Source organism: Nocardioides ganghwensis (genome assembly GCF_014779655.1).
GTDB lineage: Bacteria > Actinomycetota > Actinomycetes > Propionibacteriales > Nocardioidaceae > Nocardioides > Nocardioides ganghwensis.
Map to the genome: position 1 here is coordinate 296,004 of NZ_JACXYX010000002.1, position 26,517 is coordinate 322,520.

General features: G+C 72.6%; 27 protein-coding genes. 12 read left to right on the forward strand and 15 right to left on the reverse strand.

Features of this window, described 5'->3' with window-relative positions; all coding sequences use genetic code 11:
• Nucleotides 1–4 precede the first annotated feature (4 nt).
• The 3 genes from IEZ24_RS03645 to IEZ24_RS03655 are packed head-to-tail and all read left to right on the forward strand — an operon-like array spanning nt 5 to nt 3,305.
• Complete coding sequence (locus tag IEZ24_RS03645; RefSeq protein WP_129455568.1) at nt 5–781, forward strand: ATP-binding cassette domain-containing protein; 777 nt, start codon at nt 5–7, stop codon at nt 779–781.
• Between the two features lie 19 nt (nt 782–800).
• Nucleotides 801–2,066: a sugar ABC transporter permease gene (locus IEZ24_RS03650; RefSeq protein ID WP_129455569.1), complete on the forward strand. Its 1,266-nt coding sequence runs from the start codon at nt 801–803 to the stop codon at nt 2,064–2,066.
• Between the two features lie 9 nt (nt 2,067–2,075).
• Nucleotides 2,076–3,305, forward strand: a complete 1,230-nt coding sequence (locus IEZ24_RS03655; protein ID WP_129455570.1) for an ROK family protein — start codon at nt 2,076–2,078, stop codon at nt 3,303–3,305.
• Nucleotides 3,306–3,335: 30 nt separating this feature from the next.
• Here IEZ24_RS03655 and IEZ24_RS03660 read toward each other — a convergent pair whose 3' ends face one another.
• From IEZ24_RS03660 to IEZ24_RS22215, 3 genes are read right to left on the reverse strand one after another with little or no spacing between them, the layout of a single operon-like run.
• Nucleotides 3,336–4,493 (reverse strand): ROK family transcriptional regulator, encoded by a 1,158-nt coding sequence (locus tag IEZ24_RS03660; protein WP_129455571.1) that lies wholly within the window; start codon nt 4,491–4,493, stop codon nt 3,336–3,338.
• 2 nt (nt 4,494–4,495) lie between these two features.
• Nucleotides 4,496–5,662 carry a xylose isomerase gene (gene xylA, locus IEZ24_RS03665; RefSeq protein ID WP_129455572.1) on the reverse strand — a complete coding sequence of 389 codons (1,167 nt, stop codon included), beginning with the start codon at nt 5,660–5,662 and terminating at the stop codon, nt 4,496–4,498.
• 38 nt (nt 5,663–5,700) lie between these two features.
• Nucleotides 5,701–7,089, reverse strand: a complete 1,389-nt coding sequence (locus IEZ24_RS22215) for an FGGY-family carbohydrate kinase (RefSeq protein ID WP_129455573.1) — start codon at nt 7,087–7,089, stop codon at nt 5,701–5,703.
• 86 nt (nt 7,090–7,175) lie between these two features.
• On the opposite strand from IEZ24_RS22215, the gene IEZ24_RS03675 reads away from it, so the two are divergent.
• Complete coding sequence (locus tag IEZ24_RS03675) at nt 7,176–7,880, forward strand: type 1 periplasmic-binding domain-containing protein (RefSeq protein ID WP_129455574.1); 705 nt, start codon at nt 7,176–7,178, stop codon at nt 7,878–7,880.
• A complete protein-coding gene (map, locus tag IEZ24_RS03680; protein WP_129455575.1) occupies nt 7,877–8,659 on the forward strand; it encodes a type I methionyl aminopeptidase in 783 nt (260 codons plus the stop codon). Before IEZ24_RS03675 ends, map begins: the two co-directional genes overlap by 4 nt.
• Nucleotides 8,660–8,791: 132 nt before the next feature.
• On the opposite strand, the gene IEZ24_RS03685 is transcribed toward map, so the two are convergent.
• The 4 genes from IEZ24_RS03685 to IEZ24_RS03700 form a co-directional block, all read right to left on the reverse strand.
• Complete coding sequence (locus IEZ24_RS03685) at nt 8,792–10,942, reverse strand: MMPL family transporter (RefSeq protein ID WP_129455576.1); 2,151 nt, start codon at nt 10,940–10,942, stop codon at nt 8,792–8,794.
• A 91-nt stretch (nt 10,943–11,033) separates the two neighbouring features.
• The gene (locus IEZ24_RS03690; RefSeq protein WP_129455577.1) at nt 11,034–12,086 is read right to left on the reverse strand and encodes a hypothetical protein; all 1,053 of its coding nucleotides are present in this window, start codon (nt 12,084–12,086) and stop codon (nt 11,034–11,036) included.
• A gap of 38 nt (nt 12,087–12,124) precedes the next feature.
• On the reverse strand, nt 12,125–12,979 hold the full coding sequence (locus tag IEZ24_RS03695; RefSeq protein ID WP_165356097.1) for a glycerophosphodiester phosphodiesterase family protein: 855 nt from the start codon (nt 12,977–12,979) through the stop codon (nt 12,125–12,127).
• Between the two features lies 1 nt (nt 12,980).
• Nucleotides 12,981–14,852: an AMP-dependent synthetase/ligase gene (locus IEZ24_RS03700; RefSeq protein WP_129455579.1), complete on the reverse strand. Its 1,872-nt coding sequence runs from the start codon at nt 14,850–14,852 to the stop codon at nt 12,981–12,983.
• 195 nt (nt 14,853–15,047) lie between these two features.
• Here IEZ24_RS03700 and IEZ24_RS03705 point away from each other — a divergent pair, with 195 nt between their 5' ends.
• Nucleotides 15,048–16,298, forward strand: coding sequence for an MSCRAMM family protein (locus tag IEZ24_RS03705; RefSeq protein ID WP_129455580.1), 1,251 nt, complete (start codon nt 15,048–15,050; stop codon nt 16,296–16,298).
• Nucleotides 16,299–16,307: 9 nt separating this feature from the next.
• Here the strand turns inward: IEZ24_RS03705 and IEZ24_RS03710 are convergent, their stop codons facing one another.
• The gene (locus IEZ24_RS03710) at nt 16,308–16,673 is read right to left on the reverse strand and encodes an HNH endonuclease (RefSeq protein ID WP_129455581.1); all 366 of its coding nucleotides are present in this window, start codon (nt 16,671–16,673) and stop codon (nt 16,308–16,310) included.
• A 77-nt stretch (nt 16,674–16,750) separates the two neighbouring features.
• On the opposite strand from IEZ24_RS03710, the gene IEZ24_RS03715 reads away from it, so the two are divergent.
• The 6 genes from IEZ24_RS03715 to IEZ24_RS03740 all read left to right on the forward strand — a co-directional run bounded on the left by IEZ24_RS03715 (nt 16,751) and on the right by IEZ24_RS03740 (nt 20,795).
• The gene (locus IEZ24_RS03715) at nt 16,751–17,032 is read left to right on the forward strand and encodes a hypothetical protein (RefSeq protein WP_129455582.1); all 282 of its coding nucleotides are present in this window, start codon (nt 16,751–16,753) and stop codon (nt 17,030–17,032) included.
• 54 nt (nt 17,033–17,086) lie between these two features.
• Complete coding sequence (locus IEZ24_RS03720; RefSeq protein WP_242498512.1) at nt 17,087–17,356, forward strand: hypothetical protein; 270 nt, start codon at nt 17,087–17,089, stop codon at nt 17,354–17,356.
• Between the two features lie 47 nt (nt 17,357–17,403).
• Nucleotides 17,404–18,096 carry a GAF and ANTAR domain-containing protein gene (locus IEZ24_RS03725; RefSeq protein ID WP_165356098.1) on the forward strand — a complete coding sequence of 231 codons (693 nt, stop codon included), beginning with the start codon at nt 17,404–17,406 and terminating at the stop codon, nt 18,094–18,096.
• Nucleotides 18,097–18,226: 130 nt separating this feature from the next.
• Complete coding sequence (locus IEZ24_RS03730) at nt 18,227–18,514, forward strand: hypothetical protein (protein WP_129455585.1); 288 nt, start codon at nt 18,227–18,229, stop codon at nt 18,512–18,514.
• Between the two features lie 113 nt (nt 18,515–18,627).
• Entirely contained in the window at nt 18,628–19,863 is a 1,236-nt protein-coding gene (locus IEZ24_RS03735; protein WP_129455586.1) for an NAD(P)/FAD-dependent oxidoreductase, read from the forward strand.
• Nucleotides 19,860–20,795 carry an NAD(P)/FAD-dependent oxidoreductase gene (locus IEZ24_RS03740; protein ID WP_129455587.1) on the forward strand — a complete coding sequence of 312 codons (936 nt, stop codon included), beginning with the start codon at nt 19,860–19,862 and terminating at the stop codon, nt 20,793–20,795. Before IEZ24_RS03735 ends, IEZ24_RS03740 begins: the two co-directional genes overlap by 4 nt.
• On the opposite strand, the gene IEZ24_RS03745 is transcribed toward IEZ24_RS03740, so the two are convergent.
• The 7 genes from IEZ24_RS03745 to IEZ24_RS03775 form a co-directional block, all read right to left on the reverse strand.
• On the reverse strand, nt 20,792–21,586 hold the full coding sequence (locus tag IEZ24_RS03745; protein WP_129455588.1) for a DinB family protein: 795 nt from the start codon (nt 21,584–21,586) through the stop codon (nt 20,792–20,794). The two genes, IEZ24_RS03740 and IEZ24_RS03745, sit on opposite strands and share 4 nt — an antisense overlap.
• 47 nt (nt 21,587–21,633) lie before the next feature.
• Complete coding sequence (locus IEZ24_RS03750) at nt 21,634–21,849, reverse strand: amphi-Trp domain-containing protein (protein ID WP_129455589.1); 216 nt, start codon at nt 21,847–21,849, stop codon at nt 21,634–21,636.
• Between the two features lie 59 nt (nt 21,850–21,908).
• Complete coding sequence (locus IEZ24_RS03755; RefSeq protein ID WP_129455590.1) at nt 21,909–22,607, reverse strand: FMN-dependent NADH-azoreductase; 699 nt, start codon at nt 22,605–22,607, stop codon at nt 21,909–21,911.
• Nucleotides 22,608–22,703: 96 nt separating this feature from the next.
• Nucleotides 22,704–23,852 (reverse strand): acyl-CoA dehydrogenase family protein, encoded by a 1,149-nt coding sequence (locus tag IEZ24_RS03760; RefSeq protein WP_129455591.1) that lies wholly within the window; start codon nt 23,850–23,852, stop codon nt 22,704–22,706.
• On the reverse strand, nt 23,845–24,549 hold the full coding sequence (locus IEZ24_RS03765) for a hypothetical protein (RefSeq protein WP_129455592.1): 705 nt from the start codon (nt 24,547–24,549) through the stop codon (nt 23,845–23,847). Before IEZ24_RS03765 ends, IEZ24_RS03760 begins: the two co-directional genes overlap by 8 nt.
• Nucleotides 24,546–25,457, reverse strand: a complete 912-nt coding sequence (locus IEZ24_RS03770) for an oxygenase MpaB family protein (RefSeq protein WP_129455593.1) — start codon at nt 25,455–25,457, stop codon at nt 24,546–24,548. Before IEZ24_RS03770 ends, IEZ24_RS03765 begins: the two co-directional genes overlap by 4 nt.
• The gene (locus tag IEZ24_RS03775) at nt 25,445–26,485 is read right to left on the reverse strand and encodes an LLM class F420-dependent oxidoreductase (protein ID WP_129455594.1); all 1,041 of its coding nucleotides are present in this window, start codon (nt 26,483–26,485) and stop codon (nt 25,445–25,447) included. The genes IEZ24_RS03770 and IEZ24_RS03775 overlap by 13 nt, the downstream gene beginning before the upstream one ends.
• Between the last annotated feature and the right edge of the window lie 32 nt (nt 26,486–26,517).

Sequence of the window (26,517 nt, forward strand, 5' to 3'; positions counted from 1 at the left end):
TTCCATGGCTGAACCGCTGCTCGAGCTGCGCGGCGTCAACAAGAGCTTCGGTGTGGTGCACGTGCTGCACGACGTCGACTTCGCCGTCTATCCCGGCCAGGTCACCGCGCTCGTCGGCGACAACGGCGCCGGCAAGTCCACGCTGGTCAAGATCATCGCCGGCATCTACGGCCGCGACAGCGGTGACTACCTGTTCGAGGGCAAGAAGGTCGAGGTGCACGGCCCGCGTGACGTGGCCGCCCTCGGCGTCGAGGTCGTCTACCAGGACCTCGCGCTGTGCGACAACCTCGACATCGTCCAGAACATGTTCCTCGGCCGCGAGGAGACCAAGGGCCTCGGCCTCGACGAGGTGACGATGGAGTCCCGCGCCCGCGAGACCCTCGCGTCCCTCTCGGTCCGCACGGTGAAGTCCGTGCGCCAGAGCGTCGCCAGCCTGTCGGGCGGCCAGCGCCAGACCGTGGCGATCGCCAAGGCCGTGCTGTGGAACTCCAAGATCGTCCTCCTCGACGAGCCGACGGCGGCGCTGGGCGTGGCCCAGACGCGCCAGGTGCTCGACCTCGTGCGCCGCCTCGCCGACCGCGGGCTCGGCGTGGTGCTGATCTCGCACAACATGGGCGACGTCTTCGAGGTCGCCGACCGCATCACGGCCCTCTACCTCGGCCGGGTGGCGGCCGACGTCCCGGCGAAGGACGTCACGCACAGTCAGGTCGTCGAGCTGATCACAGCCGGACGCTCCGGCGACCTCGGCATCGCCGAGAACCCCGCGACAGCGACCGTCTGAGAAGGACCGGAGACACATCATGAGTGCTGACACCGACACCGCGTCCGCCCCCAGCGGCTTCGACAACGACAACCGCCAGGCCGCCACCATCGGCGACTCTGCGCGCGACTACCTCAACCGCCTGCGCGGCGGCGACATGGGCTCGCTGCCGGCCATCCTCGGCCTGATCTTCCTCTTCGCGGTCTTCTCCTCGCTCAACGACCGCTTCCTCACGACCTACAACATGGCCAACCTGGTCATCCAGGCCGGCTCGATCATCGTGCTGGCCATGGGCATCGTCTTCGTGCTGCTGCTCGGCGAGATCGACCTGTCGGCCGGCGTCGCGGGCGGCGCGTCGGCGACGATCATCGCGCTGATGCTCATCGACTACGACTGGACGTGGTGGATGGCCACGCTCGCCGGCGTGGCGGTGGGTGCGGTGATCGGCCTGGCGATCGGCTCGCTGGTCTCCATGCTGGGGATTCCCTCGTTCGTCGTGACGCTTGCGTTCTTCCTCGCCCTCCAGGCGGTGCCGCTGCGGCTGATCGGCTCGGGCGGGTCGCTCCGCTTCAACGACGAGGTGCTGCGCGGGCTGTCGATCAAGAACGTCCCGGTCACCGCCGGCTGGATCGCGGCGATCCTGATCGTGGTCGGTTTCGCCGCGCTCTCGCTCTGGCGCTACCGCTCGCTGTCGGCCAAGGGCCTGGTCCACGAGCCGCTCGGCCTCGTGGTCGTCAAGATCGTCGTGCTGGCCGCAGTCGTGCTCGGCCTGACCGCGCTGCTCAGCGCCAACCGTGCGCCCAACCCCAACTTCAACATCAGCGGCATCCCGTGGGTGGCACCGGTCGTCATCGCGCTGCTGCTCTTCTGGACCTTCGTGCTGACCAAGACCCGGTTCGGCCGCCACCTCTACGCCGTCGGCGGCAACGCCGAGGCCGCGCGCCGCGCCGGCATCAACGTCCTGCGCGTCAAGATCATGGCCTTCGTCATCTGCTCCTCGATGGCGGCGATCAGTGGCCTGCTGGCGGCGTCCTACACCGGCAAGGTGTCCCCTGGCTCCGGTGGTGGCAACGAGCTGCTGTACGCCGTGGGCGCGGCCGTGATCGGCGGCACCAGCCTCTTCGGTGGCCGGGGCCGGGCGATGGACGCCGTGATCGGCGGTCTCGTGATCGCGACCATCCCCAACGGCCTGGGCCTGCTCGACCAGGCGAGCTACATCAACTTCCTCGTCACCGGCGGCGTCCTGCTGCTCGCGGCGAGCGTCGATGCCATCTCGCGTCGTCGTCGGTCCTCGGCGGGCGTCTAGGTCACGAGCATGACCCCGCAGCGGCGCGCGGGCCTCGGCACCAACCAGGAGGCCGTCCGGCGCCACAATCTCGGAACCCTGCTCCGGCACGTCCACGGGGCCGGTCAGATCTCGCGCGCCGAGCTGACCAGCCTCATGGGGCTCAACCGCAGCACCATCGCCGGCCTGGTCGGCGAGCTGGAGTCGCTCGGGATCTCCGAGCACGCCACGCCGATGGGCGGCGCCCGGCAGGGAGCCGGGCGCCCGTCCGCGGGCGTGCGCATCGCGGCCGGGGGCCCGTACGTGATCGCGGTGGACCTCGGGGTCGACCGGGCCGTGGTGGCCCGGGTCGGCCTCGGGGGCCGGGTGCTCGCGCGTGCCCAGGCGCCCGTGCACAGCCACGGCGAGGCGTGGCAGGTCGGAGCCTCGGTCGCCGCCCTCATCCGTCAGGTCGTCGAGGACGCCCCTCCCGCGGCGGCCCTCGTCGGCATCGGGATCAGCGTCCCCGGCCTCGTGCGCCGCCGGGACGGGCTGGTCCGGCTGGCGCCCAACCTGGAGTGGCACGACGTGTCGTTCGGCGGGATCGTCCTCGCCGCGCTGGGCCTCGACGTGCCGGTGTCGCTGGCCAACGACGCCGACCTCGGTGCCCTCGCCGAGCACGTCCGCGGCGCGGGCGTCGGGGTCGACGACCTGATCTACGTCTCGGGCAACGTCGGCGTCGGCGCCGGTGTCATCGCAGGCGGCGTACGCCTCGAGGGGGCCGGCGGCTACGCCGGCGAGGTCGGGCACCTGCGGTTCAACCCGCAGGGTCGCCCCTGCCACTGCGGCAACCTCGGGTGCTGGGAGACCGAGGTGGGCGCGCACGCCATCGCCGAGGCCATCGACTGCCCTCCCGACAAGGTCGCCCAGCTCGACGAGGTGCTCGAGGGGTTCACGGAGCCGCCGCGCGAGCTGCGCGCGACCGGCACCGCGCTGGGCCACGGGCTGGCGAGCATCGTCAACACGTTCAACCCGCGCCTCATCGTCCTCGGCGGCTACTTCCGCTCGCTCTACCCGCTCGTGGGGGCGGAGGTCGACTCCGGCCTCGCCGACCGGGCACTCCCGGCCCCTCTCGAGTCGGTGACGCTGGTCCTGCCGGCGCTGGGGTCCGACTCCGCGCTGCTCGGTGCGGCGGAGATCGCCCTGGAGCCGCTCTTCGTGGACCCGGTGGCGGCCCTCGGTGCAGCGCTCGTCGACGTACGGTCCCGGCTCGCGGGCTGACGGTCCCGGGCCCGGGGCGGGGGTCGCCGCTCAGGCGGTGAGGTCGCGCTCGCCGGCGAAGACCGGTCCGAGCGACTGCTCGGCCGCGCCGAGGGCGGCGGCCCGGATGCCGAGGCTGCTCGGGCGCAGCTCCGGGCGGACCTGGGCGGGGGAGGCGAGCCGCTCGTCGAGGGTGCGTCGAGCGGGCTCGAGGACGAGGTCGCCGAGCGCGGCGAAGTAGCCGCCGAGCACCACCACCTCGGGGTCGAGGATGCTGCTGAGCATGGCGATCCCGAGGCCGAGGTCGTGGCCCACCCGCGCGAGCCCGGCTCGTACGGCCGGGTCGTCGGCGGCCCGGGCGGCCACCGACTCGGCGCTGCGCAGCGGGGTGTCGAGCTCCGGCATGCCGACGGCGGCGAGCATCGCGTGCAGCCCGACCGACGCCTCCCAGCAGCCGCGGCGGCCGCAGCCGCACACCGCGGCGGAGTCACCCACGGGCATGTGTCCGACCTCACCGGCGAAGCCGGCCCCGCCGCGGACGAGCTCGCCGTGCTGGAGGATGCCGGCGCCGATGCCGACCGTCCCGGTCAGGTAGAGCGCGTGCCGCACGCCGCGGGCCGCCCCGTGGTGCGCCTCGGCGTACGCCGCGCAGTTGGCGTCGTTGCTCACCTGGACCGTGCCGGGGACGAGGGCGCGGAGGGCCTCGGCGAGGTCGTGGCCCTCGACGTCGAGGTTCGGCGCCCAGGCGACCGTACGGTCGTCGCCGCGCACCAGGGCCGGGACGGCCAGCGTCGTGCCGACCACCTCCCGGCCGTCGACGCGCTGGCCGACCACGTCGCGCACGAGGCCGGTCAGGGCGTCGGGACCGGTCGCCGGCCGGCTGTCGCCGAACAGCACCGTGCCGGCGAGGTCGAGCACGACGGCGGAGACGTAGTCGACGTTGAGCTCGAGGCCGAGGCCGACGAAGCGGTCGCCGCGCAGCGCGACGGGTCGCCCGGGACGACCCCGGGCGCCCGGTCGCGAGTCCTCCTCGACCACCGCCCCCGCGGCCTCGAGGCCCGCCACGATGACGCCGACCGTGGCCTTGGCCAGCCCCGTGAGCTGCGCGAGCTCGGCGCGCGAGGACGCTCCGTGCTCGCGCAGCGCCCGCAGGACGGCGGCCGTGTTCTGCCGGCGCAGTCCCTCGGTCCCGGCGTTGCGAGGTTGCACTGTCAGCGGACGCCGTACAGGTGCTCGAGGGCCAGCTGGTCGAGGTGCTCGAAGGCACCGCCGCGCGCGGCCAGCACCTCGGGGTCGGCGAGCTCGGCATCGAGCAGGCCGGGCCACCCCTCGCCGTCGCCCACGGTCGGGACCGACAGCTCGGGCACCTTCGCCGCCTCGAGCGCGGCCTGCACCTCGGGGTCGGCGCGGAAGGCCTTCACCTTCTCGCGCAGGATGAGGTAGTTGCGCATGTTGGCCGCGGCCGAGACCCACACGCCGTCCTCGTCCTCGGTGCGCGCGGGCTTGTAGTCGAAGTGCACGGGGCCGTCGTAGCCGCCCTCGAGCAGCGCGTCGACCACCCAGAACGCGCCCCGCACGTTGCCGGCGCCGAAGCGGAGGTCCTGGTCGTACTTGGGGCCGTTCTGGCCGTTGAGGTCGATGTGGAAGAGCTTGCCGGCCCAGATCGCCTGGGCGTAGCCGGCGGCGGCGTTCATGCCCGCCATCTCCTCGTGGCCGATCTCGGGGTTCACGCCGACCAGCTCGGGCCGCTCGAGGCGCTCGATGAAGGCGAGGGCGTGGCCGATCGTCGGGAGCAGGATGTCGCCGCGCGGCTCGTTGGGCTTGGGCTCGATCGCGAAGCGCAGGTCGTAGCCGTTGTCGGTGACGTAGTCGCCGAGGACGTCGAAGGCCTCCTTCATGCGGTCGAGGGCCACGCGGGTGTCCTGCGAGCCGCCGTACTCGGCACCCTCGCGGCCGCCCCACGCGACGTAGACCTTGGCGCCGAGCTCAGCGGCGAGGTCGATGTTGCGCATGACCTTGCGCAGCGCGAAGCGGCGGATGTCGCGGTCGTTGTTGGTGAAGCCGCCGGCCTTGAAGACCGGGTGGCTGAAGAGGTTGGTGGTCGCGGTGGTGACGACCAGGCCGGTGTCCTCGAGGCCCTGCTTGAAGCGGGCGATGATCTGCTCGCGGGTGGCCTCGTCGCTGCCGAAGGGGATCACGTCGTCGTCGTGGAAGTTCACGCCGTAGGCACCGAGCTCCGCGAGCTTCTCGAGGGCGTGGACGGTGTCCATGTGCGGGCGGGTGGCGCCGCCGAACGGGTCGACGCCCTGCCAGCCGACGGTCCAGAGGCCGAAGGAGAACTTGTCCTCGGGGGTCGGGGTGGGGATCTGCGTGCTCATGGGGGTGCTGCCTTCCGTTGCGGGGTTCGAGGGGTGGATCAGGAGGTCCAGGGGGCGGTGCGCTCGCGGAGGTCGGCGTACGCCTCGCGGACGTGGGGGGTGGGCTCTGCGTCGAGCACGGTGCCCTCGCGCTCGGGCCAGGCGGGCGGCGCGTGCGATCCGGCGAGGGCCCAGGCGGCCTGGCGGGCCGCACCCAGGGCGACGTACTCGCCCTCCGGGGGCAGCACGACCTCGCGGCCCAGCACGGCGGGCGCCAGCGCCCGCAGGGCGGCGCTCCTGGTCGCACCGCCCACCATGAGCAGGCGCCGGGGCTCCTGCCCGGTGGTGGCGACCAGGCGGTCGACCGCGTCGGCGAGCGAGCAGAGCAGCGCCTCGTACGCCGCGCGGGCGAGGTCGGCGCGGGTCGTGGCCGGCGTCAGTCCCGTCCAGGTGCCGACGGCGCCGGGGCGGTCGGGGGAGCGCTCGCCGCCGTAGTAGGGGAGCAGGGTGACCCCGCCTGCGCCGGGCGTCGAGGACAGGGCGAGCTCGGCGAGGCCGTCGTGGTCGACGCCTAGCCAGCGGGCCTGGAGGTCGAGGATGCCGGCGGCGTTGAGGGTGGTGACCATCGGCAGGTAGCCGCCCGCGGCGTCGGCGAAGCCGGTGACGACGCCCGTGCCGTCGGCGACCGGGTCCGGGCTGATCGTGGACGCCACGCCGGACGTGCCGACCGAGACCAGCAGGTCGCCGGGGGCCAGCGCCATGCCGAGGGCGGCGCCCATGTTGTCGCCGGTGCCGCCCGCGACGACTGCTCCGCCGCGCGACTCGGCGGCGACCGCCCCGGGCGCGACGATGCGGGGAAGGTCGACCTCGTGCCCGAGCGCGAGGGCCGCGAGGTCGGGGCGCCAGGCGTCGTCGGGTGCGGAGAAGTAGCCCGTGCCGGACGCGTCGCCGCGGTCGGTGAACGCGCCGGTCCCGGGGGCGCTCAGGTGGAGGGACACGTGGTCGTGCGGCAGCCGTACGGACCGCACGCGCGCGGCGTGGTCGGGCTCGTGGTCGCGCAACCAGCGCAGCTTGGAGGACGTGAAGGAGGCGACCAGGACGCTGCCCACGGCGTCGGCGCAGGCCTGCGGGCCACCCATCTCGTCGACGAGGTCGCGAGCCGCCGCGGCGGAGCGGGTGTCGTTCCACAGGAGCGCGTCGCGCACCGGTGCGCCGGAGTCGTCGACGGCCACCATGCCGTGCTGCTGGCCGGCGACCGAGACGGCGTCCGCGCGCTCGAGCAGGCCCTGGGTGGCCGCGTCGACGGCGTGCAACCACGCCGTGGGGTCGACCTCCGTGCCGGGCGGGTGGGGAGCGGTCTGCTGCGCCACGACCGTCCCGTCGGCGGCGTCGACGAGGAGGGCCTTGGTCGATTGCGTCGAGGAGTCGACGCCGAGCACGAGGGTCACGGGATCTATTTAGTACGACACTCGAACTAAAGTCAATGGCCTGCCGGGTGCGCGCTGGACCGGTCCGGCTCGATAACCTCCTCGCGATGCTCCGCGCCCGCTCCTCCTCCCTCGCGCTCGCCGTCGCCCTGGTCGCCGTCGGGCCGCTGCTGTCCGCGTGCACCGCCGACGAGCCCACGGTCGCCCTGCTCGTCGCCGACGGCACCGACTCCTCGTCGCGGGCCGTGGACGTCGACGTGTTCACCGAGCGGGTCGAGGCGACCTGCGACGAGTGCCGGGTCCGGGTCTACGACGCCGAGGGCGACGCGGACGCGCAGAAGAGCCAGGCCCGACAGGCCGAGGCGACGTCCGCCGACGTGGTCGTCGTCGTGCCGGTCGAGCCCGACGACCTCGGGACGCTCACCGGCAGCGGCCTGCCCGTCGTGTCGCTCGGCGAGCTCGTCCCCGGCTCCGACCGCCATGTCGGCCTCAGGGGCGGAGCCGTGCCGAGCCAGTCGGGCAGCGACCTCGAGGCTGCCCGTGACGTCCTCCTCGGCGAGGAGGAGTCGATGACCTACGTCCCCACCCGCGCCATGAGCGAGCGGGCCGCCGACGTCGCCGTGGCGTTCCTCGCCGACGCGCCCGCGGCCGACGGCGAGGTCGTCGACGGCGTGGAGTCCTGGCTCTACCGCGACCGCGAGGTCACCGTCGACTCGCTCACCTCGGTGCTCGTGGCCCAGGGGGTCGTCGACCTCGACGAGCTGTGCAGCGGCACCACCGAGAAGCGCTGTGCGAGGCTGGGGCTGCGATGATCGAGATCCTCACGCCCGGCCAGGTCGACAAGGCCCGCCGCACCGGCGCCCTCGTCGGCGACATCCTCGCCACGCTCCGGCAGCGCAGCGAGGTCGGCACCAACCTGCTCGACCTCGACCGGTGGACGGCCGAGATGATCCGTGACGCCGGCGCGGAGTCCTGCTACGTCGACTACGCCCCGTCCTTCGGCCGCGGCCCGTTCGGCCACTACGTGTGCACGGCCGTCAACGACGCCGTGCTGCACGGGCGCCCGCGCGACCAGCGCCTCGCCGACGGAGACCTGCTGACCCTCGACCTGGCCGTACGCCTCGACGGCATCGCCGCCGACTCCGCGATCAGCTTCGTGGTGGGGGAGAGCCGCCCTGCCGGGAGCGTCCACCTCATCGAGACCACCGAGCGCGCGCTCGCCGCCGGCATCGCCGCGGCCGGGCCCGGCGCCCGGATCGGGGACCTGTCCCACGCCATCGGCACCGTGCTCACCGACGCGGGCTACCCGATCAACATGCAGTTCGGTGGCCACGGCATCGGCACGACGATGCACCAGGACCCGCACGTCTCCAACGCCGGCCGACCCGGTCGCGGCTACCAGCTGCGCCCCGGGCTGCTGCTCGCGCTCGAGCCGTGGATCATGGCCGACACCGCCGAGCTGGTCACCGACGACGACGGCTGGACGCTTCGCAGCGCCACCGGGTGCCTCACGGCCCACAGCGAGCACACGATCGCGATCACCGAGGACGGTGCCGAGGTCCTGACGCTGCCAGGCTGGCAGCCGGCCTGACATGGCTGGTGCCGGATGCCGGGCGACCACTGGCCATGACGTCCGACAGCGACGTCATGGCCCGCGGTCGCCGGCGCCACCACCGGCCATGACGTCCGGCCCGCTCCTGGCCGCCGGTCCGGACGCCCGCCGCTAGTGCACCGTCTCCAACGGTGCCTCGGCCTCCGTCGCGGTGAGCGGGGCGTCCTCCCGGTCGAGCCTGCTGGGCCACCAGATCTTCCCGCCCAGGTCGAGGTTGATCGCGGTGACGAGCACGGACCGCACGATGAGCGTGTCGATCATGACGCCCAGCGCGACGGCCACGCCCAGCTCGGCGAGGAAGACCAGCGGCAGCGAGCCCAGGACGAGGAAGGTCGCCGCCAGCACGACACCGGCCGAGGTGATCACCCCGCCCGTCGAGGCCAGCGCGATGAGTGAGCCGCGGCGGGTGCCGTGGGTCGCGGTCTCCTCGCGGACCCGGGTCATCAGGAAGATGTTGTAGTCGATGCCCAGCGCCACGAGGAACACGAACGCGAACAGCGGGAACCCCGGGTCGGACCCCGCGAACCCGAAGACGTACTCGAACAGCAGCGCGGAGATGCCCAGCGCCGCGCCGAACGACAGCACGACCGTCGCGATGAGGATGAGCGGCGCGAGCAGCGCCCGCAGCAGGCCGATGAGGATGAGCAGCACCACGACCAGGACCAACGGCATGATCACCCAGCTGTCCCGCACCGACGCGATCTTGGTGTCGAGGTAGAACGCGGACCCACCGCCCACGAGGGCGTCGGCACCGTCCACCGCGTGCACCGCGTCCCGCGTGTCCTCGACGACGCCGGCCGCCGTGGAGGAGGAGATGTCGGCGTCGATCGTCGCCTCGAACCAGACCCGGTCGCCGGACAGCGGCTGGACCTCGCCGGGCGTGCCGAGCAGCTCGATGCCCGCCAGGGACGCGACCACCTCGTCCGCACGAGCGGCGTCGGTCACGACCTGCACGGTGTTGGAGTTGTCGGAGAGACCGTGCTCCTCGAGCAGCTTCTGGCCCTTGATGGAGTCGAACTCCTTGGTGTAGGTGTCCTCGGTCGCGAGGCCCGAGGTGTCGAGCCGGAACAGACCCAGGCAGGCCAGGAGCAGCAGGCCGGTCGTGGTCACCCACACGCGGCGGGGGCGGTGGCTGATGCGCCGGCCGACGCCGGCCCAGAGGCCGTCGGCGGTCGGCTCGGGGCTGCCGAAGCCGGGACGCTTGGGCCAGAAGACCCAGCGCCCGCAGATGACGAGCAGGGCGGGGAGCAGCGTGACCATCACCAGCATCGTCACGACGACGCCGATCGCGGCGACCGGACCGAGGCCCGCGGTCGAGTTGAGCTCGGCGAAGGACAGGCACAGCATGCCGACCGCGACCGTCGCGGCGCTGGCGAGGATCGCGGGGGAGGCGCGGTGCAGGGCGAACGCCATCGCCTCGTGGCGGTCCGCGTGGCGCCGCAGCTCCTCGCGGTAGCGGGCGACCAGCAGCAGGGCGTAGTCGGTGCCGGCCCCGATCACGAGGATGCTGAGGATGGCCTGGCTCTGGCCGTTGACGGTGAGACCTGCGTGCTTGGCCAGCAGGTAGACCAGCCCGGTGGCGATGGTGTTGGCCACCACGGCGCAGATGATCGGGAGCAGCCACAGGACCGGGCTGCGATAGGTGAAGAGCAGGATCACCACGACCACGCTGAGCGTGATCAGGATGAGGTCGGTGTCGATCCCCTCGAAGGCCTCGGCCGAGTCGGCCGCCTGCCCGCCGAACCCGGCCAGGTGGACCTCGCCGCCGTCGAGCGTCGCGATCTCGCGGATCTCGTCGGCGGCGTCCGGGATGGCGGCCCACCCGTCAGCGCCGAAGTTGAGCACGAAGTAGAGGTACGCGACCTCGCGGTCGTCGGAGACGAGCGTCGGGACGGGTGCTCCCTGTGCTGCCGCTGCCTCGGCGGCGGCCGGCGTGAGCACGCCCTGCTCGGTGACGCCGTCCATCTCCGCGATCTCCGGCCCGTCGGCCTCCAGCTGCGCGAGGTCGTCGTCGGTCAGGCCGCCGTCGCGGTGGTAGACCACCAGGGTCGGGATGTCGTTGGGGTCGACGGACTCCGACAGCTCGTCGAGCACCTGGGTCGACTCGGCCGACTCGGGCAGCCACGACGACGCCTCGTTGTTCTGGACGTCCACCAGCTGGGTGGAGAACATCCCCATGAAGCCGGTGACCACGACGACGACGGCGAAGATGATCCACTTGGTGACCGGGCCGGTCAGCGACCCTGCGATCCGACGGTGCATGTCCTCAGTCGAGCAGCCGGGGCTCCGTGCGCGCATCGGTAATTGCCCCGAGGTCTAGACAGGGTTCATCCCCCGGACTCCCCGTCGGGGTCTAGCGCGTCTGGAGCCCGAACGGCGCGCGGAGGTCCATCGTGCCGCGGCGAGGTGCCACGGCGAACTCCATCGACCCGTCGACGCCGAGCCGCACGACCGCCCACCTGTCGGCCTGGTAGGTCACGACGAGCACGTGCTCCGGGTCCTCCCAGACCTCGTCGAAGTACGTCGCCGAGCTGCCGTCGCGCGCCGAGGTGAACGAGTGCTCCACGGAGCCGTCGGCGGTCGCGAGCACGTCGAGCGAGCCGGGACCGAAGCCGTCGGCGTACGCCGGGGTGCCGAGGACGCGGCGGTTGTCCGGCGAGAGGTCGGAAAGCTGGTTGTCGCAGGTGCGCCACCGCACCGCCGAGCTGCGCAGCAGGGCGCTGCACGAGCCGGTGTCGCTCAGCGACGTGATGCCGCCGAGCCACCTGCCGCGCCCCGTCGACACCAGCCGCAGGCGCGGCACGCGGTCGACGATGCCGTGCGAGGAGGTGTACCAGGCGCGGCGCGGGCCGTTGACGTGGACGGTGCAGCCGTTGCTGGTCGCGCTCTCCTTGCAGTCCTCGCCCACCAGTGCGACCGCGCGCGCGGTGCCGCTGGTCGGGACCGGGGTGAAGGACAGCACGCGGTCGCCCTGCCGGTCGACGGACCACACCTTGCCGGCCCTGCCGGCGAAGGCGACCGCCCGCCCACGGGCCGACACTGCGAGCCCGTGGCCGCTGCGCCACACGCGGCGCCCCGGCGAGCCGTCGGCCCCGACCCACTGCGTACGCCGCCCGTAGCGGGTCTGGACGACGTAGCCCGACCCCATCGGCGCGAGCTCGTCGACGGCGCCCGCCACCGGGGTCCGCGTGCCGGTCGTGCCGTGGATGACGGTCCGGCCGCCCCGTCGCTCGCTCCACGCGACCGCCGGCGGGTCGCCCTGGGGGAGGTCACGGACGTCGAGGACGGTGCGGGGCGCGGAGCGGTCGTCCGGGCCGGGCGCGGACAGGGCGGGAGCGGCCGTCGAGAGGCCGGCGGACAGCGCGATCGCGCACGCCACCAGGAGGGTCCGGGAGCTGGTCGTCATGACAGGGAGACGTCGTGCACGGCCGCGAGGTTGCGTGGTCAGCCCGAGAACGCCGGCGGCAGCTCCAGCCCTTCAGCGGCGAGCACCTCCCGCAGCCGCTCGGGGCGGTTGGTGATGAGCCCGTCGACGCCGAGCCGCACGAGGTGGCGCATCGTCGCCGTGTCGTCCACGACGTACGGGATGACGGCGAGCCCGGCGGCATGGGCGGCGTCGACGAGGGCGGCGGTGGTGAAGGGCCGGTACGCCGGGTCGTCCACGCCGGAGGTGTAGGGCGAGCCGTGGATCGGGGAGACGGCGGTGAAGCCCTCGTCCGCCGCGGCGCGCACGAAGTCGGCGCCGACCTCGAGCCCGTCGAACCAGGGCGAGGGCGCCTCGGTGGTGCCCCTGAGGTACTTCGGCGAGACGAGCAGGTTGCGCCCGAGGAGGGGCTCGGCGTCGCCGACGCGGCGCAGCACGCCCCAGTCGAAGCACTGGATGCTGGTGCGCGCGACGAGGTCGTCGACCCGGAGCGCCTCGACGACCCGCGCCACGAACTCCGCGCGCGACGTCAGGCCGCTCGCGTCGATCGCGTCGTACTTGATCTCCAGGTTGACCCCCACCGGGTCGGCCTCGCGCTCGTCGAGCAGCGCCGCGACCTGCCGCAGCAGCGGCATGGTCGGCGGGAGGGCGGAGCGGGTGAGCTCGCGGATCCTCCGGGTGTCGTCGAGGACCGGGTCGTGGGCGACCACGACGTCGTCCTCGGCGGTGAGGTGCACGTCGAGCTCGAGAGTGGAGACCCCCAGGGCCAGGGCGCGCCCAAAGGCTTCGAGCGTGTTCTCGGGCCAGAGCCCCGCGCCGCCGCGGTGGGCCTGGAGGTCGAAGGGCGCGGGTCTCGAGGCTCGCTCCGCTCGCACCTCAACCAGCGGAGCCGTAGAGCGAGTCGACCACGTCGGCGTACTTGGTCTTCACCACGCGCCGCTTGAGCTTGAGCGTCGGGGTGAGCTCCTCGGACTCCGCCGTCCACTCGTCGGCCAGCAGCTCCCAGGCCTTGACCTGCTCGGGGCGTGAGAGGCGCTCGTTGGCCTTGTCGACGGCCGCCTGAGCCATCGCGCGGATCTCCGGCTTGGCGGACAGGTCGGCGAGGTCGGTGAACTCGATGCCCATCCTCGCCGCGACCAGCGGGGCGATCTCGCCGTCGAGCGTGAGGATCGCGACGACGTACGACCGGTCGTCGCCGAGCGCCATGGCGTGGCCGATGATCGGTGACTCCTTGAGGTAGTTCTCGATGTTGGAGGGCGCGATGTTCTTGCCGGCGGAGGTGATGATCAGCTCCTTCTTGCGGTCGATGATCGAGTAGAAGCCGTCCTCGTCGACCGTCCCGATGTCGCCCGTGTGGATCCAGCCGTCCTCGTCGATGAGGTCCCGCGTGGCCTGCTCCTGCAGGTGGTAGCCGGGGGTGTTGACCGGACCGCGGCAGAGGATCTCGCCGTCCTCGGCGAGCCGGACCTCGATGCCGGGGTTGGGGCGCCCGACCGTGCCGAGCTTGAAGGCGCCCGGGCCGTTGGAGGTGAAGGCGCCGGTGGTCTCTGTCATGCCGTAGACGTCGTAGACCTGCAGGCCGAGCCCGCCCATGAACTTCGCGACCTCGAGCGGCATCGGCGCTGCTGCACTGGCGGCCCAGCGCACCTGGTCGAGCCCGAGCAGGAGCCGCAGGAAGCCGAGGATCGCCTCGTCGGCCCTGGCGTACGCCTCCTCGACCTCGGGCGTGATCTGGTTCCCGTACTCGTGGGCCTGCGTCCAGGCCAGCCCGGCGGCCATCGCGTTGGTGACCAGCTCGTGGTTGGCGGGGTCCGGGTCCTCGGCGAGCTTGGCGGAGATGCCGGTCTTGATCTTCTCCCACACCCGCGGGACCCCGAAGAACGCGGTCGGGTGCACCTCGCCGAGCGCGCCGAGCAGGCCGGCCGGGTCGGGGATCGCGTGCACGTGGTTGCCGAGGAACGGGGGAGCGTACGTCGCCAGCACCCGCTCGGCGATGTGCGCGAGCGGGAGGTAGCTGATCGTGCGCTGCGGTCCTCGGAGCCCTGCGGCGTCGAGGGTGGAGACGGCCTCGTACATCACGTTGTGGTGGGTGAGCACCACGCCCTTGGGGTTGCCGGTCGTGCCGGAGGTGTAGAGGAAGGTCGCCGGGAGGTCGGGTGTGATCCGTTCCATCCGCTCCTCGACGCCGCTCGTGTCCCCGCCGCGCGCGAGGAGGTCGTCCCACGTCATCACGCGCGGGTCGTCGACCCGGTCGGCGTCGGCCAGCATCACGACGTGGCGGATCGAGTCGACCTCGTCGAGCGCCTTCTCCCACCGCTGGTAGCGGTCGTGGTCCTCGAGCACCACGACGACGGGACGCGACTCGCCGGCGATGAACGCGACCTGGTCCTGCGCGAGGGTGTTGTAGATCGACATCGGCACGGCCGCGGCGGTCATCGCGCCGTAGTCGGCCAACGTGTGCGCGGTGCGGTTGGCGGCCATGATCGCCACCGGGTCGCCCTTCTCGACACCGAGGGCGATGAGCGCCGCGGCCACCTGCTGGGTCAGCTCCCACGTCTCGGTCCAGGTGATCGTGGACCACGCCTCGCCCTCGGGCACGTCGAACCGGTCGGAGAACGCCGGCTGGTCGCCGTACTTGTCCGCGGCCTGGCGCACCGTGGCCGGCATGTGCAGGCCGAGGATGCGCGCCTCGTACTGCTCCCGTACTGCCAGGACGTCGGGGTCGGGCGCGAGATCGGGGTCGGGCATCTCCGGCTCCTCTGGTGCGGGGGTGTGGCGGGGGTCACATCATCATGGGACCCCGGGCCGCGTGGCTAGGGCCCTGGGCGACACGGCCGGACGTGCCGGGGCGGAACTGGTCCAGACGTCTCGTCGTCCTGCTGCCGGCGCCCGCGGACGGACGTAGCCTGAAAGTCCGAGTCCCTTCCTCGATGGAGGCGCGCCATGAACCGCCGTCGTGCACCACTCGTGACGGCCGTCGTCACGCTCGTCGTCCTGGTCGTGTCACTCGCCTCGGCGCCCGCCGGAAGCGCCCAGCCAGAGGTCGGCCCTGGCGCTGTGAAGGGCGTGGTGACCGATGTCGGGGGTGCCCCGGTGCCCGACATCGTGGTGTCCTTCTACCGCGGTGGCAGCCTCGTCGGCCAGGACGAGACCGACGCGACCGGGGCCTACGAGGTGGCCCCCCTCCAGCCGGACACCTTCGGCTACTACGTGGAGTTCTACGACCCCGACGGCGAGTTCGCCACGGAGTGGTACGACGACCGGAGCCCCGGCGACTTCCTCTACGTCCCGGTCTCCGTCGCGGCCGACACGACGAGGACCGGGATCAACGCCGTGCTGGAGGCCGCGGCCACCATCACCGGGCGTCTGACGACTGCGACCGGGGCACCGCTCGTGGGCGGGAAGGTGTCCATGTGGCTCGGCGCGGGGGGCGGTTACTGGTCGTGGCGCACCGTGTACACGACCGACGCCAACGGTCGCTACACCATCGACCGGCTCAAGGCGCGCACCTACCTCGTCGAGTTCTACGACCCGGCGACCGGGATCCAGGAGTTCTGGGACAACGCGTCGAACCTGTACGCCTCGACCCCGATCGCGCTGGCGAGCGGCAGCACGGTGACGGCCGACGCGATGCTCGGCGGCACCATCGCCAACACCCGGGCGCCGACCATCAGCGGGACGCCCGAGGTGGGCAAGGCGCTCACCGCGTCCCCGGGTGCGTGGACTCCTGCGGGCATCGCGCTCAGCTACCGCTGGGTGGTGGGAGATGACAGCGACCCGACCGACGACCCGACGGGCGCCGTCTACGTGCCCCGTGCTGCCGACGTCGGCAAGACCATCCGGGTCCGCGTCACCGGCACTGCACTGGGCTGGCTGCCGGGCTCTGCACTCTCCGCCCCGACCGGGCCCGTCGCGCCTCCGGCCGCGGTCGTCAACGTGGTGCGTCCGCGCATCAAGGGCGTCGCGAGGACCGGGCGCACCGTCTGGGTCTCCCGCGGCGAGTGGGAGCCCGAAGCGGTGGCGCGTTCCTACCAGTGGTACGTCGCCGGCCGTCGCGTGCGCGACGCCACCCTGCGTCGGTTCGTCCTCAGGCCCGCCCACGTCGGCAAGCGGGTCAAGGTGCGGGTCCGCGCCACGGCCGCGGGGCACAGCCCCGTGACGGTGTGGACCAGGACCGTCCGCGTACGCCGCTGACCGCCGCCGTCACTCCACCGCGGCGGTTGCGGGGCGGGTCCGCACCTGGGCCTGCACCTCGCCGAGCCGGACGAGGAACGCGCGCTCGTCGAGCCGCTTGCGCCGCAGCCACGCGGTCACCTCGTCGTTGCACTTGCTCGCGTTGCACGACCGGCACGCCGGCACGACGTTGAGCAGCGTGTAGCGGCCGCCGCGCGAGATGGGCAGCACGCAGTCCTTCTGCAGCGGCGTGCCGGTCGCGCCGCAGTAGGCACAGCCGCCCCACGCGTCCTGCAGCGCCGTCCACTCGGTCGGGGTGAGGTCGTGCTCGACGGCGGCGATCCGCCGCTTGCGACGTACGGCTGCCCGGGCGCGGCGGGTGCGGGCGGCAGGCATGGGCTCAGGGTAGGGGCGGTGGTGCCGTGACCGGGTGAGGCGCGAGCGTACGGCGGGCGTACGGGTAGGTTCGGCGCATGGCACCCGACGACTCCACCACCGACGACATCGTCGCCGAGGCGGCGCTCCAGCTGTGGTCGGCGGCTCAGACCGACTTCGACCCCTTCGAGGTCCCCTCCGAGGAGTGGCCCGAGACGGCCGTGCCGGTCCGCGACGCCGACATCGCCGTCGACACCCACCTCGAGGTCCAGGACGTACGAGAGGCGCTCGGGCGCCTCGACGGCGTGAAGGTCGTCGTGGGTCGAGAGGCCGGCACGTGCAGCGTCCTGCGAGTGATCCCCGACGCCACCGCGCTCTGAGGCGGGGGACACGAGATGGTCGCGAGTCGGTCAGCCCGCGAACGCAGGGCGGGCGTGCAGGCAGGGCCCCTGGCGCGCGTGAAGATCGACCTCGACGGCGACCAGCAGTTCCTCTACCGGATCAGCTGCACCACCTGCGTCGCGCGCGGACGCTCGCCGTGGTCGACACACCGCGCGGGCGGCGACAACGGCTTCATGGCCGCGATGGACCGCTGGACCTTCCACCTCGTCGAGAAGCACCCCGGCGAGGACGCGCCGTGCCTGGCCTTCCTCGCCGAGGCCCAGCAGCGCCTGCACGAGAAGCGCGAGCAGACGCCGGGATGACCCCGGAGGATGTGGTCAGGGGGCCGGATGTCGACCATGCTGCGGTGGTGCCCCCCTCCGATGACTTCCGCAACGAGCTCGCCGACGCGGCGCGTGAGATGCAGGACGACGACAGCCCGAAGGAAGCGATGGAGCGGGCGGTGAAGATCGCCACGCAGATCATCCCCGGGTGCCAGGCGGCAGGGATCTGCGTGGTGCACCGCGGCGAGCGCATCGACACGCACGCCGCGAGCGACGACCTCGTGCGCGAGATCGATGCCCTGCAGCACGAGCTGAGCGAGGGCCCCTGCCTCGACGCGCTGCGCGAGGACCACACGGTCGTGAGCGACGACCTGGCGACGGATGCCCGATGGCCGCAGTGGGGTCCCCGGGTCGTCCAGCAGCTGGGCCTGGCCAGCAGCGTGAGCTACCGGTTGTACTCCACCGACAAGGACCTCGGCGCGCTCAACCTCTACGGCGCCGAGGTCTCGGCCTTCACCGCCGAGGACGTCGCGGACGGTCTCGCGCTCGCCGCCCACGTCGGTGTCGCGCTGGCCGCCGCGCAGCAGGTCGAGCACCTGGAGTACGCCTTGCGTGGCCGGACCGTGACCGGTCAGGCCACGGGCATCCTGATGGAGCGCTTCGACCTCTCTCCCGACCGCGCCTTCTCGGTGCTGAGCCGCCTGTCGCAGCAGAAGAACGTCAAGCTGCGCGAGATCGCCGAGCAGATCGTGACGACCAGGACCCTCCCGACGGTCTAGGGGCCACCCGGAGCGCCCAGGCGGGAGACATGGGTCACGATCCGCATGGGGGGTGGGGCCAGGGGTACGTAGGCGTGCGTTCTCAAACAGCGGGCACGTACTGAACACCTCCACCCACAGGAGACAGCACATGTCCTCGAACCAGACCACCACCGAGCACTCGCACAACTACGACACCCCGGCGCGCCGCATCAGCACCGAGACGAAGTCGTCCTACAAGACGACCGAGCTCATCGCCTACGTCGCGTCCGTCCTCGGCGTCCTCGTCGCGTCCGCCCTGGCCGACGAGGCCAGTGACTTCGGCACCCAGGAGGCGTGGTTCTACATCAGCCTGCTCACCATCGGCTACATGGTCAGCCGCGGCCTCTCGAAGTCCGGCAGCCGCGACTTCTACGACAGCTCCGCCGACCGCCACTGAGCGACTGCCACTGAGGCGAGCACGTAGCCGCACGTCGAACCGTCCCCGGGTCATGGACCCGGGGGCGGTTCTTCGCATGGGAGGCGTGTGGTGGCGTTCACTAGGGTCGACGCGTGCAGACAGACGTCGTCGTGGTGGGTGCCGGACTCGCCGGGCTGCGCTGTGCGCAGGCGCTGGCCGCGGCCGGTCGCGAGGTCGTCGTGCTCGAGGCGTCCGACCGCGTCGGCGGTCGCATCCGCACCGACCGGGTCGACGGATTCCTCGTCGACCACGGCTTCCAGCTGCTCAACCCCGCCTACCCCGCCGTACGCCGCTGGGTCGACGTCGACGCCCTCGGCCTCCAGCCGTTCGGGGCCGGGGTCACCGCGCGGAGCGAGCGCGGGCTGGAGGTGCTCGGCCACCCGTTCCGCAGCCCCGGCCTGCTGCCGCGCACCCTGACGTCAGCCGCTCGTCACCCCGGGGAGGTGGCAGCCGTGGCGCGCTGGGCAGCACCGCTGGCGCGCCCGCGACCGGGTCGCTCGCTGTCGGAGGTGGTGGAGCGGCGCCCTGACGTGGACCGGCGTACGGCTCTCGACCGGGCGGGCGTGGACGGGTTCCTGCGGCGCGTGGTCGACCGGTTCTTCGCCGGCGTCCTCCTCGAGGACGACGGCAGCACCGCCGACCGGTTCGCGCTCCTCCTGACCTGGATGTTCGCGCGCGGCGTGCCCGCGCTGCCGCGCGACGGCATGGCCGCGCTGCCGGCGCAGCTCGCGGCCGGGCTCGGCGACCGCGTCCGCCTCGGCCGGGCGGTGCGCCGCGTGAGCGGCACGACCGTCGAGACCGACGACGGCACGTGGAGCGCCGCCGAGGTCGTCGTCGCCACCGGCGCCCCCGAGGCTGCCGCGCTGACCGGCGTCGACGCGCCGGCCACGAAGGGCGTCACCACCGTGTGGTGGTCGGTCCCCGACGCCCCGGACACCGACCTGCTCCACGTCGACGCGAGGCCCACCCCGACCGGCCCGCTGGTCAACACCGCCGTGGTCTCGCGCGCCGCGCCGTCGTACGCCCCACCCGGCCGCCACCTCGTCCAGGGTTCCGCCCTGCTCGGACCCGGCCGCGACACCGGCGAGTCGTCGATGCGACGCCACGCCGGCGACCTGCTCGGCACCGGCACCTCCGGCTGGGAGGTCGTCGCGCGCCACGACGTGCCCCACGCCCTCCCCGCGCAACCGGTGCCCTACAACGCGACCCGTCCGGTGCGGCACGGCGACGTGCTCGTGTGCGGCGACCACCGCGACACGGGCTCGATCCAGGGCGCGCTGGTCAGCGGCCAGCGCGCGGCCGCAGCCGTGCTGGAGGGCCGGCCGTGAGCGGCACCGGCGAGGTGGTCGTGGTCGGCGCCGGGCTGTCGGGCGTGGCGTGCGCGCGCGAGCTGCAGGCTGCGGGGGTCGGCGTACGCCTCCTCGACCGCGGCCACGTGCCCGGCGGCCGGATGGCGTCGCGGACGCTGTGGGAGCGGCGCGTCGACCTCGGGGCGTCCTACTTCACGGTGTCCGACGACGGGTTCGCCGCCGTCGTCGACGACTGGGCACGCCGCGGCCTGGCCCGCGAGTGGACCGCCACGTTCGACGTCCTCGGCGACGAGGAGCGCGACTCGACGAGCGGACCGATGCGTTGGGGCGCCACCCACGGACTGCGGTCGCTGGTCGAGGACCTCGCGACCGGTCTCGCGGTCGAGCGGCGAGAGATCGAGTCGATCGACGAGGTCGGCGCGGACGAGGCCGACGTCGTCGTGCTCGCGATGCCCGACCCCCAGGCCCGTCGCCTCGTGGGCGACCACCCGGTCGCGGCGTCGCTGGATCGCGAGTGGGAGCCGGTGATCGCCGTCGCGGCACGCTGGGCCACCCGCGGCTGGGACCTCGACGGCGCCTTCGTCAACGGCGATCCCGATCTCGGCTGGATCGCCGACGACGGTCGTCGTCGCGGGGACGGCGCGCCGGTGCTGGTCGCCCACACCACGCCCGAGCTCGCCGCCCGCCACCTCGAGGACCCGACCGGTGCCGCACCCGCTGCGGTGCAGGCGCTGCGGCGGCTGCTCGACCTCGGCGAGCCCGAGGACGTCCACGTCCACCGCTGGACCTTCGCCCGACCTGTCGGCGAGCGCACGGACCCGTTCGCGCTCGTCGAGGGCGACCGGCTGGTGGGCGTGTGCGGCGACGGCTGGGGCGCCACGCCCAAGGTCGAGACCGCCTGGCTCTCGGGCGTACGGCTCGGGCGGGCGCTGGCTGAACGGCTCGGCTAGCCGCCCAGCCTCGCGAGGTCGCGCTCGGCGTAGAGCCGGTGCTGCCACTCCTCGTTGAGCACCACGCGGAGGCAGTGGCCGACGGACAGGTCCTCGGCGTCGCGCAGGAAGGGCGTCGCGGAGGTGACACGACGGGTGAGGCCGACGTCGTCCATCCGCTCGAGCAGCTCGGCCACCGTCGCCCGGCGCTGGCGGCGCAGCGCCAGCACCTCGTGCAGCTCGGGCCGCGCACGGCGCTCCCAGGGGACGCCCTCGTGGACGGGCGCCTCGTCCCAGGGGAGGTCGAGGGGGTGCCACGGCGACGGGAAGCCGTAGACGACGCCGCTGATCCAGCAGGCGTGGGCGAAGCCGAGGTGGCGCAGCGTCTCGATGAACGACCACTCGCCGTCGACCTGCTCGTGCAGCTGCTCCGGCGGGAGCACCCGGGCGCGGTCGAGCGTCTCGCCCCAGAGCCGGTCGAGGATCGCGAAGGCCTCGCGGAAGCCGTCGGCGGTCGTCGGCCGCATCGCCGCCCGCTCGGGATGGCGACGGTCGAGCTCGGCCTCCACCAGGGGACCGACCTCCACGCCGTTGACGACCAGGCGGCCTATCTCGCCGCTGATCTCGAGGTCCGGGACCTCGACGCCGGTCATCCTCACCTTGTCGAGCCAGGCGGAGTGGATGCGTACGCCGCTGAGGTCGACGTCGGTGAAGGACGCCCCGGTCAGGGAGACGTCGTGGAAGGTCGCACGCTGCAGGTGCACCTTCTCGAAGCGGGAGTCCGAGAGGTCCTGCTCGGTGAAGTCGGTCATGGCCGACAGGTTAGGGCCGGATGCGGACGTTCAACGCCCGGATCGCCTCACCAGGTCAGCTCGATCTCGATCTCGTTGTCCTCGCCCAGCTCGACCTCGACCTTGAGCCTCACCTCGTCGGGCACCGCCACGGTGACCCGGCCGCCGCCGCGGGTGAACTCGACCGAGTTGTGCCTGGCGAGCGAGTCGGCGAGGTCGCGCAGCCGGGTGGCCGCCTCCTCGCGGGTCATGGTGCGGGTCTCGTCCATCTCGAAGAGGTCCATGTCCCGAACCTAGCCACCGGCTGGGAACAGCCCGGCGCTTCCCGGCACCGGCCGTCCGGTCAGTCGGCGAGCACGGCTGGCTTCGCCCCGGCCGGGATCGGCTGCTCGAGGACCTGCGCCGCGACGCCCCACTCGTCCTGCGCGACCCAGGAGCGTACGTCGGAGAGGACCTCGGCGAACGCAGCGCGGCGCAGCTCGGGGGTCACGTCCATCGGCTGGGCGTTGAAGAACGTCTGGTCGGCGATGCCGACGAAGCCGAAGATGGTGCGCAGGTAGGGCTCGAGGAAGTCGAGCGATGCCAGCGGGCCCGAGTAGTCGCCCCCGCGCGAGGTGACGCAGACCAGCTTCTTGCCGTGCACCAGGCCGTGGGGAGCGCCGTGCTCGTCGTACTGGAACAGGTAGCCCGGCTGCACGATGGCGTCGATGTAGTACTTCAGCGCGTAGGGCACGCCGAAGTTCCACATCGGCACCGTCAGGAGGTAGACGTCGGCGGCGAGGAACTCCTCGATGGTCCGCTCGATGCTGCGCCACGAGCCGCGAGCGGCCTCGTCGATCGGCTGTCCGGTCATCAGGGCGTACTTGGTCTTGATGTTGACGCCGGCGACGGCAGGGAGGTCCGCGCTGAAGAGGTCGAGCGTCTGGACCTCGAGGTCGTCGTACTTGGCGTGGAGCTCCTCGAGCAGCACGCCCGAGATGCGCCCGGTGTGCGAGGCGAGCCCGCGTGGGGTGGCGACGATGTGCAGCAGGCGTTTGGTCATGGACGGGCCCTCCTGGCGGCACCGGTGGTGCCGAAGGCTCCATCGTCGTCCTGACCACGGCGTCCCCGACAGTCCGGTCTGGACCGCGGTCGCCGGCTACAGGCCCAGCATCCGCCCGATGATCTCCTTCTGGATCTCGGTCGTCCCGCCGTAGATCGTCTGGATCCGCGAGTCGGTGTAGGCCTTGGAGATCGGGTACTCGTCCATGTAGCCGTACCCGCCGTGCAGCTGCACGCCGGCGTCCACGACGCGCTTCTGCAGCTCCGTCGTCCACCACTTCGCCATCGACGCGAGCGACGTGTCGACCTCGCCGGCATTCAGCCTGAGGACGCAGTCGTTGATGAAGACCCGGGCGATGTGGGCCTCGGTCGCCATCTCCGCCAGCACGAAGCGGTTGTGCTGGAACTTCCCGATCGGGCGGCCGAAGGCCTCGCGCTCCTTGGCGTACGCCAGGCACAGGTCGAGGACGTGCTCGACCGCGGCGACCGCGATGCAGCCGATCGAGATGCGCTCCTGGGGGAGGTTCTCCATCAGCGAGATGAAGCCGGATCCCTCGGCGCCGAGCAGGTTCTCCTTGGGCACGCGCACGTCGGTGAACGACAGCTCGGCGGTGTCCTGCGCGTGCAACCCCATCTTGGCGAGGTTGCGACCGCGCTCGAAGCCCTCCATCCCGCGCTCGACGACCAGCAGCGAGATGCCCTGGTGCCCGGCGTCGGGGTTCGTCCGGCAGACCACGACCACCAGGTCGGAGAGGATGCCGTTGGAGATGAAGGTCTTCGACCCGTTGAGGACGTAGTGGTCGCCCGCGTCGACCGCGGTCGTACGGATGCCCTGCAGGTCCGAGCCCGCGCCCGGCTCGGTCATCGCGATGGCGGTGACGAGGTCGCCGGAGACGCAGCCGGGCAGCCAGCGCTGCTTCTGCTCCTCGGTGCCGAGCGAGGAGATGTAGGGGACGATGATGTCGGTGTGCACGGCGAAGCCCGGGCCCGAGGCGCCGGCGCGTGCCGACTCCTCGGCGAGCACCATGTTGTAGCGGAAGTCCTTGATGCCGGGCCCGCCGTACGCCTCGTCGACGTCGAAGCACAGCAGCCCGCGCTCGCCCGCCCTGTGCCACACCTCGCGGTCGACGATCCCGGCCTGCTCCCACGCGGCGTGGTGGGGCGTGACCTCCTTCTCGAAGAACGCGCGTGCGACGGCACGGAAGTCCTCGTGCTCCTGCTCGAGGATGCTGGGGCGCTCAGGCATGTGGTCTCTCTCCGTGGGTGGGGCGGGCGCGGGCCACTGCCCGCGCCGCGACGTAGGCGGGCTCGCGCAGCGCCGTGACGAAGGCGTACTGCTCGAGCCCGGTGAGGGGATGGGTGATCGGGTCGAACCGGTCGGTGGTGTCTGCCTCGACCCACGTCACGTCGATGTGGCCGACGGGCTGCCAGTCGCCGGTGCCGAGCGCGAGGTCGAGCGCGTACGTCGTCGGGGGCAGCCCGTCGCGCGGCTCCGACTGCGGGCTCAGGCGGAAGGTCACGGCCCGGCCGCCGGCCCGGGCGGGGACGAGCGTCGTCAGCCGGCCGAAGCGGCCCGGTCCCCGCAGGGTCATCAGGTAGCGGCTCCACCGCCGCCCGCCGGTGCTGGCGAAGAGCAGGTCGGCGTCGCCGCCGTCGGGCCCGGCACCCTCGAGCCTGAGGGCCAGTCCCTCGATGTCGGGCCATCCCCTCGGGAGGCCCATCGACCGCGACCACCGCGTCCGGCAGGGCCGGGTGCCGGCCCGGGTGAGGGCCTCGACGTCGAGGGCGGGTGCGGGGTGGGTGACGGTGAGCCGGCCCGTCCCGCGGTGGCCGACGGGGTGCAGGGCCTTGTCACGCCGGAGCAGACCGGTGAGCGCGGCGGCAGCTGCGAGCAGGACACCGGGCAGCGCACCGGCGAGGGACTGGGGGGATCGGTCGGTCATGGTGCCCCGTACCCCTTGGCCACCCCGGACACGCGGTTGAGCTCCTCGAGCATCGACAGCGGCCCGAGGTCCTCGAGCCGGTGGCCGTGGGGATAGGTGGTCGGCCGGTGGACGTACGCCGTGCGCCGCGGCGGCGCGAACCGGAGCAGCCGGCCGCGCAGCCGCAGACCGCCCCGTACGGCCCGGACGATCCACCGCGGCTGGCGCGGCAGGCCGAGCGCCTCGCGCAGCGGCTCGTCCATCACCGCGATGGTGACGCGGCGCAGCAGCGGGCGCAGCGGGGGAGGGGCGACCTCCTTCGCGATGCGGGTCGACGCCTCGGCCAGCCGCGTGGCAGCCGGCGTGTGGGAGAAGTGCCGGCGCTCGTGGTCGACGAGCAGTGCGAGGTAGCCGTCGTACGTCGTGGGCAGGTCCTTGAGGCCCATCAGCTCGCCGAAGCGGGTGGTGACCCTGGTGATCGCCGCGAGCTCGTGCGGGTCGAGCGGTCGCCACCCGTACGCCTCGATCCACCGGACCGGGCCGACGATCGTCGTCGCGAGGACGTAGGCGAAGTCCTCGGCCGCGATGTCGTAGTGCCCGTGGATCCGGTTGAGGCGGCGCAGCGCGGCGTGCGAGCGCGGTGAGTCGATGCCGTCGAGCGTGGCCTCGTCACCGATCAGGATGGTGTCGTCGTAGCGCTTGACGCCGTGGTCGGCGAACTCGCGGGTCCGGTCGAGGAGCTCGGCGATCGAGGGGACGCCGTAGTCGCGCATGAAGGCGATGCCGGTGCCCTGGACGTAGTCCCACGGGAACTCGAAGCGCGCCGTGAGCCGCAGGATCTCGTCGTGGTCGACCTCCGGGTCCAGCGACCGGATCCGGCGGAGGTTGTCGTAGCGACCGGGCGCATGCACGAGGCTCAGGAGACCCATTCCTTGAGCTGCGCCACGGTCGCGGCGGGGTCGTCGCTGACCGGGGTGATGTTGAGGTCGGTGACGCCGGCCTCGCGGAAGGCCTCGATGCGCTCCTTGACGTAGGACTCCGGTCCGACGAGGTTGGCGGCCTCGAGCCACTCGGCGGGGACGAGCGCCGCGGCCTGGTCCTTCTTGCCGGCGAGGTAGAGGTCCTGGATCTCCTCCGCCTCCTTCTCGTAGCCGTAGGCGCGCGCGACGTCGTTGTAGAAGTTCTTGCCCCTCGCGCCCATCCCGCCGACGTAGAGGGCGAAGACCGGTCGCGCGAAGTCGAGGAGCGCCTTGGTCTCCGGGCCCTCGCCGATGGCGACCATGCCGCCGGCCATCACCTGCAGCGGCCCGAGGCCGCCGAGCCGCTTGGCGTTGCCCCTGGCGAGCGCGTCGCCCCACACGAGGTGGGCCTTCTCGGGGTGGAACAGGTGCGGGATCCAGCCGTCCGCGATCTCGGCGGTCTGCTCGACGTTCTTGGGGCCGAGGGCGGCGATCCAGATCGGGATCGTGTCGCGCTCGGGCCGGGTGAGGAGCTTGAGCGGCTTGCCGAGTCCCGTGACCGCGCCGTGCTCCTTGGTCAGCGGGAGGTGGAACTCGCCGTCGGCCGACAGGGGCTCCCGCTTGAGCCCGCTGCGGATGATCTCGACGATCTCCGCGGTCCGCGCCATCGGCCGGCTGTAGGGCACGCCGTGGAAGCCCTCGATCACCTGCGGCCCGCTGACGCCGAGGCCGAGGATCGCGCGGCCCTGGCTGACGTTGTCGAGGCCGGCCGCCGTCTGCAGCAGGGCGCCGGGGGTGCGGGAGTAGATGTTGAGGATGCCCGAGCCGATCTGCACGGTCTCGGTCCGCGCCGCGAGGTAGCCCATCAGCGTCGGTGCGTCGAAGCCGTACGCCTCCGCGACCCACACGCTGTCGAGCCCGGCCCGCTCCAGCGCGACCACGTCGTCGGCGGCCTTGCGCGGGTTGCCGTCGTACATCAGGAGGGAGGCGAGGCGCATGCGGCAATCGTGACAGTTTCACTGTCACGATG

Bases quoted from the DNA above. Each gene is read 5' to 3' on its own strand.
- IEZ24_RS03645 (WP_129455568.1), top strand. From the start codon at position 5: ATGGCTGAACCGCTGCTCGAGCTGCGCGGCGTCAACAAGAGCTTCGGT.
- IEZ24_RS03650 (WP_129455569.1), top strand. From the start codon at position 801: ATGAGTGCTGACACCGACACCGCGTCCGCCCCCAGCGGCTTCGACAAC.
- IEZ24_RS03655 (WP_129455570.1), top strand. From the start codon at position 2,076: ATGACCCCGCAGCGGCGCGCGGGCCTCGGCACCAACCAGGAGGCCGTC.
- xylA (WP_129455572.1), bottom strand. From the start codon at position 5,662: ATGAGCACGCAGATCCCCACCCCGACCCCCGAGGACAAGTTCTCCTTC.
- IEZ24_RS03675 (WP_129455574.1), top strand. From the start codon at position 7,176: ATGCTCCGCGCCCGCTCCTCCTCCCTCGCGCTCGCCGTCGCCCTGGTC.
- map (WP_129455575.1), top strand. From the start codon at position 7,877: ATGATCGAGATCCTCACGCCCGGCCAGGTCGACAAGGCCCGCCGCACC.
- IEZ24_RS03685 (WP_129455576.1), bottom strand. From the start codon at position 10,942: ATGCACCGTCGGATCGCAGGGTCGCTGACCGGCCCGGTCACCAAGTGG.
- IEZ24_RS03690 (WP_129455577.1), bottom strand. From the start codon at position 12,086: ATGACGACCAGCTCCCGGACCCTCCTGGTGGCGTGCGCGATCGCGCTG.
- IEZ24_RS03700 (WP_129455579.1), bottom strand. From the start codon at position 14,852: ATGCCCGACCCCGATCTCGCGCCCGACCCCGACGTCCTGGCAGTACGG.
- IEZ24_RS03705 (WP_129455580.1), top strand. From the start codon at position 15,048: ATGAACCGCCGTCGTGCACCACTCGTGACGGCCGTCGTCACGCTCGTC.
- IEZ24_RS03710 (WP_129455581.1), bottom strand. From the start codon at position 16,673: ATGCCTGCCGCCCGCACCCGCCGCGCCCGGGCAGCCGTACGTCGCAAG.
- IEZ24_RS03715 (WP_129455582.1), top strand. From the start codon at position 16,751: ATGGCACCCGACGACTCCACCACCGACGACATCGTCGCCGAGGCGGCG.
- IEZ24_RS03730 (WP_129455585.1), top strand. From the start codon at position 18,227: ATGTCCTCGAACCAGACCACCACCGAGCACTCGCACAACTACGACACC.
- IEZ24_RS03745 (WP_129455588.1), bottom strand. From the start codon at position 21,586: ATGACCGACTTCACCGAGCAGGACCTCTCGGACTCCCGCTTCGAGAAG.
- IEZ24_RS03750 (WP_129455589.1), bottom strand. From the start codon at position 21,849: ATGGACCTCTTCGAGATGGACGAGACCCGCACCATGACCCGCGAGGAG.
- IEZ24_RS03755 (WP_129455590.1), bottom strand. From the start codon at position 22,607: ATGACCAAACGCCTGCTGCACATCGTCGCCACCCCACGCGGGCTCGCC.
- IEZ24_RS03760 (WP_129455591.1), bottom strand. From the start codon at position 23,852: ATGCCTGAGCGCCCCAGCATCCTCGAGCAGGAGCACGAGGACTTCCGT.
- IEZ24_RS03765 (WP_129455592.1), bottom strand. From the start codon at position 24,549: ATGACCGACCGATCCCCCCAGTCCCTCGCCGGTGCGCTGCCCGGTGTC.
- IEZ24_RS03770 (WP_129455593.1), bottom strand. From the start codon at position 25,457: ATGGGTCTCCTGAGCCTCGTGCATGCGCCCGGTCGCTACGACAACCTC.
- IEZ24_RS03775 (WP_129455594.1), bottom strand. From the start codon at position 26,485: ATGCGCCTCGCCTCCCTCCTGATGTACGACGGCAACCCGCGCAAGGCC.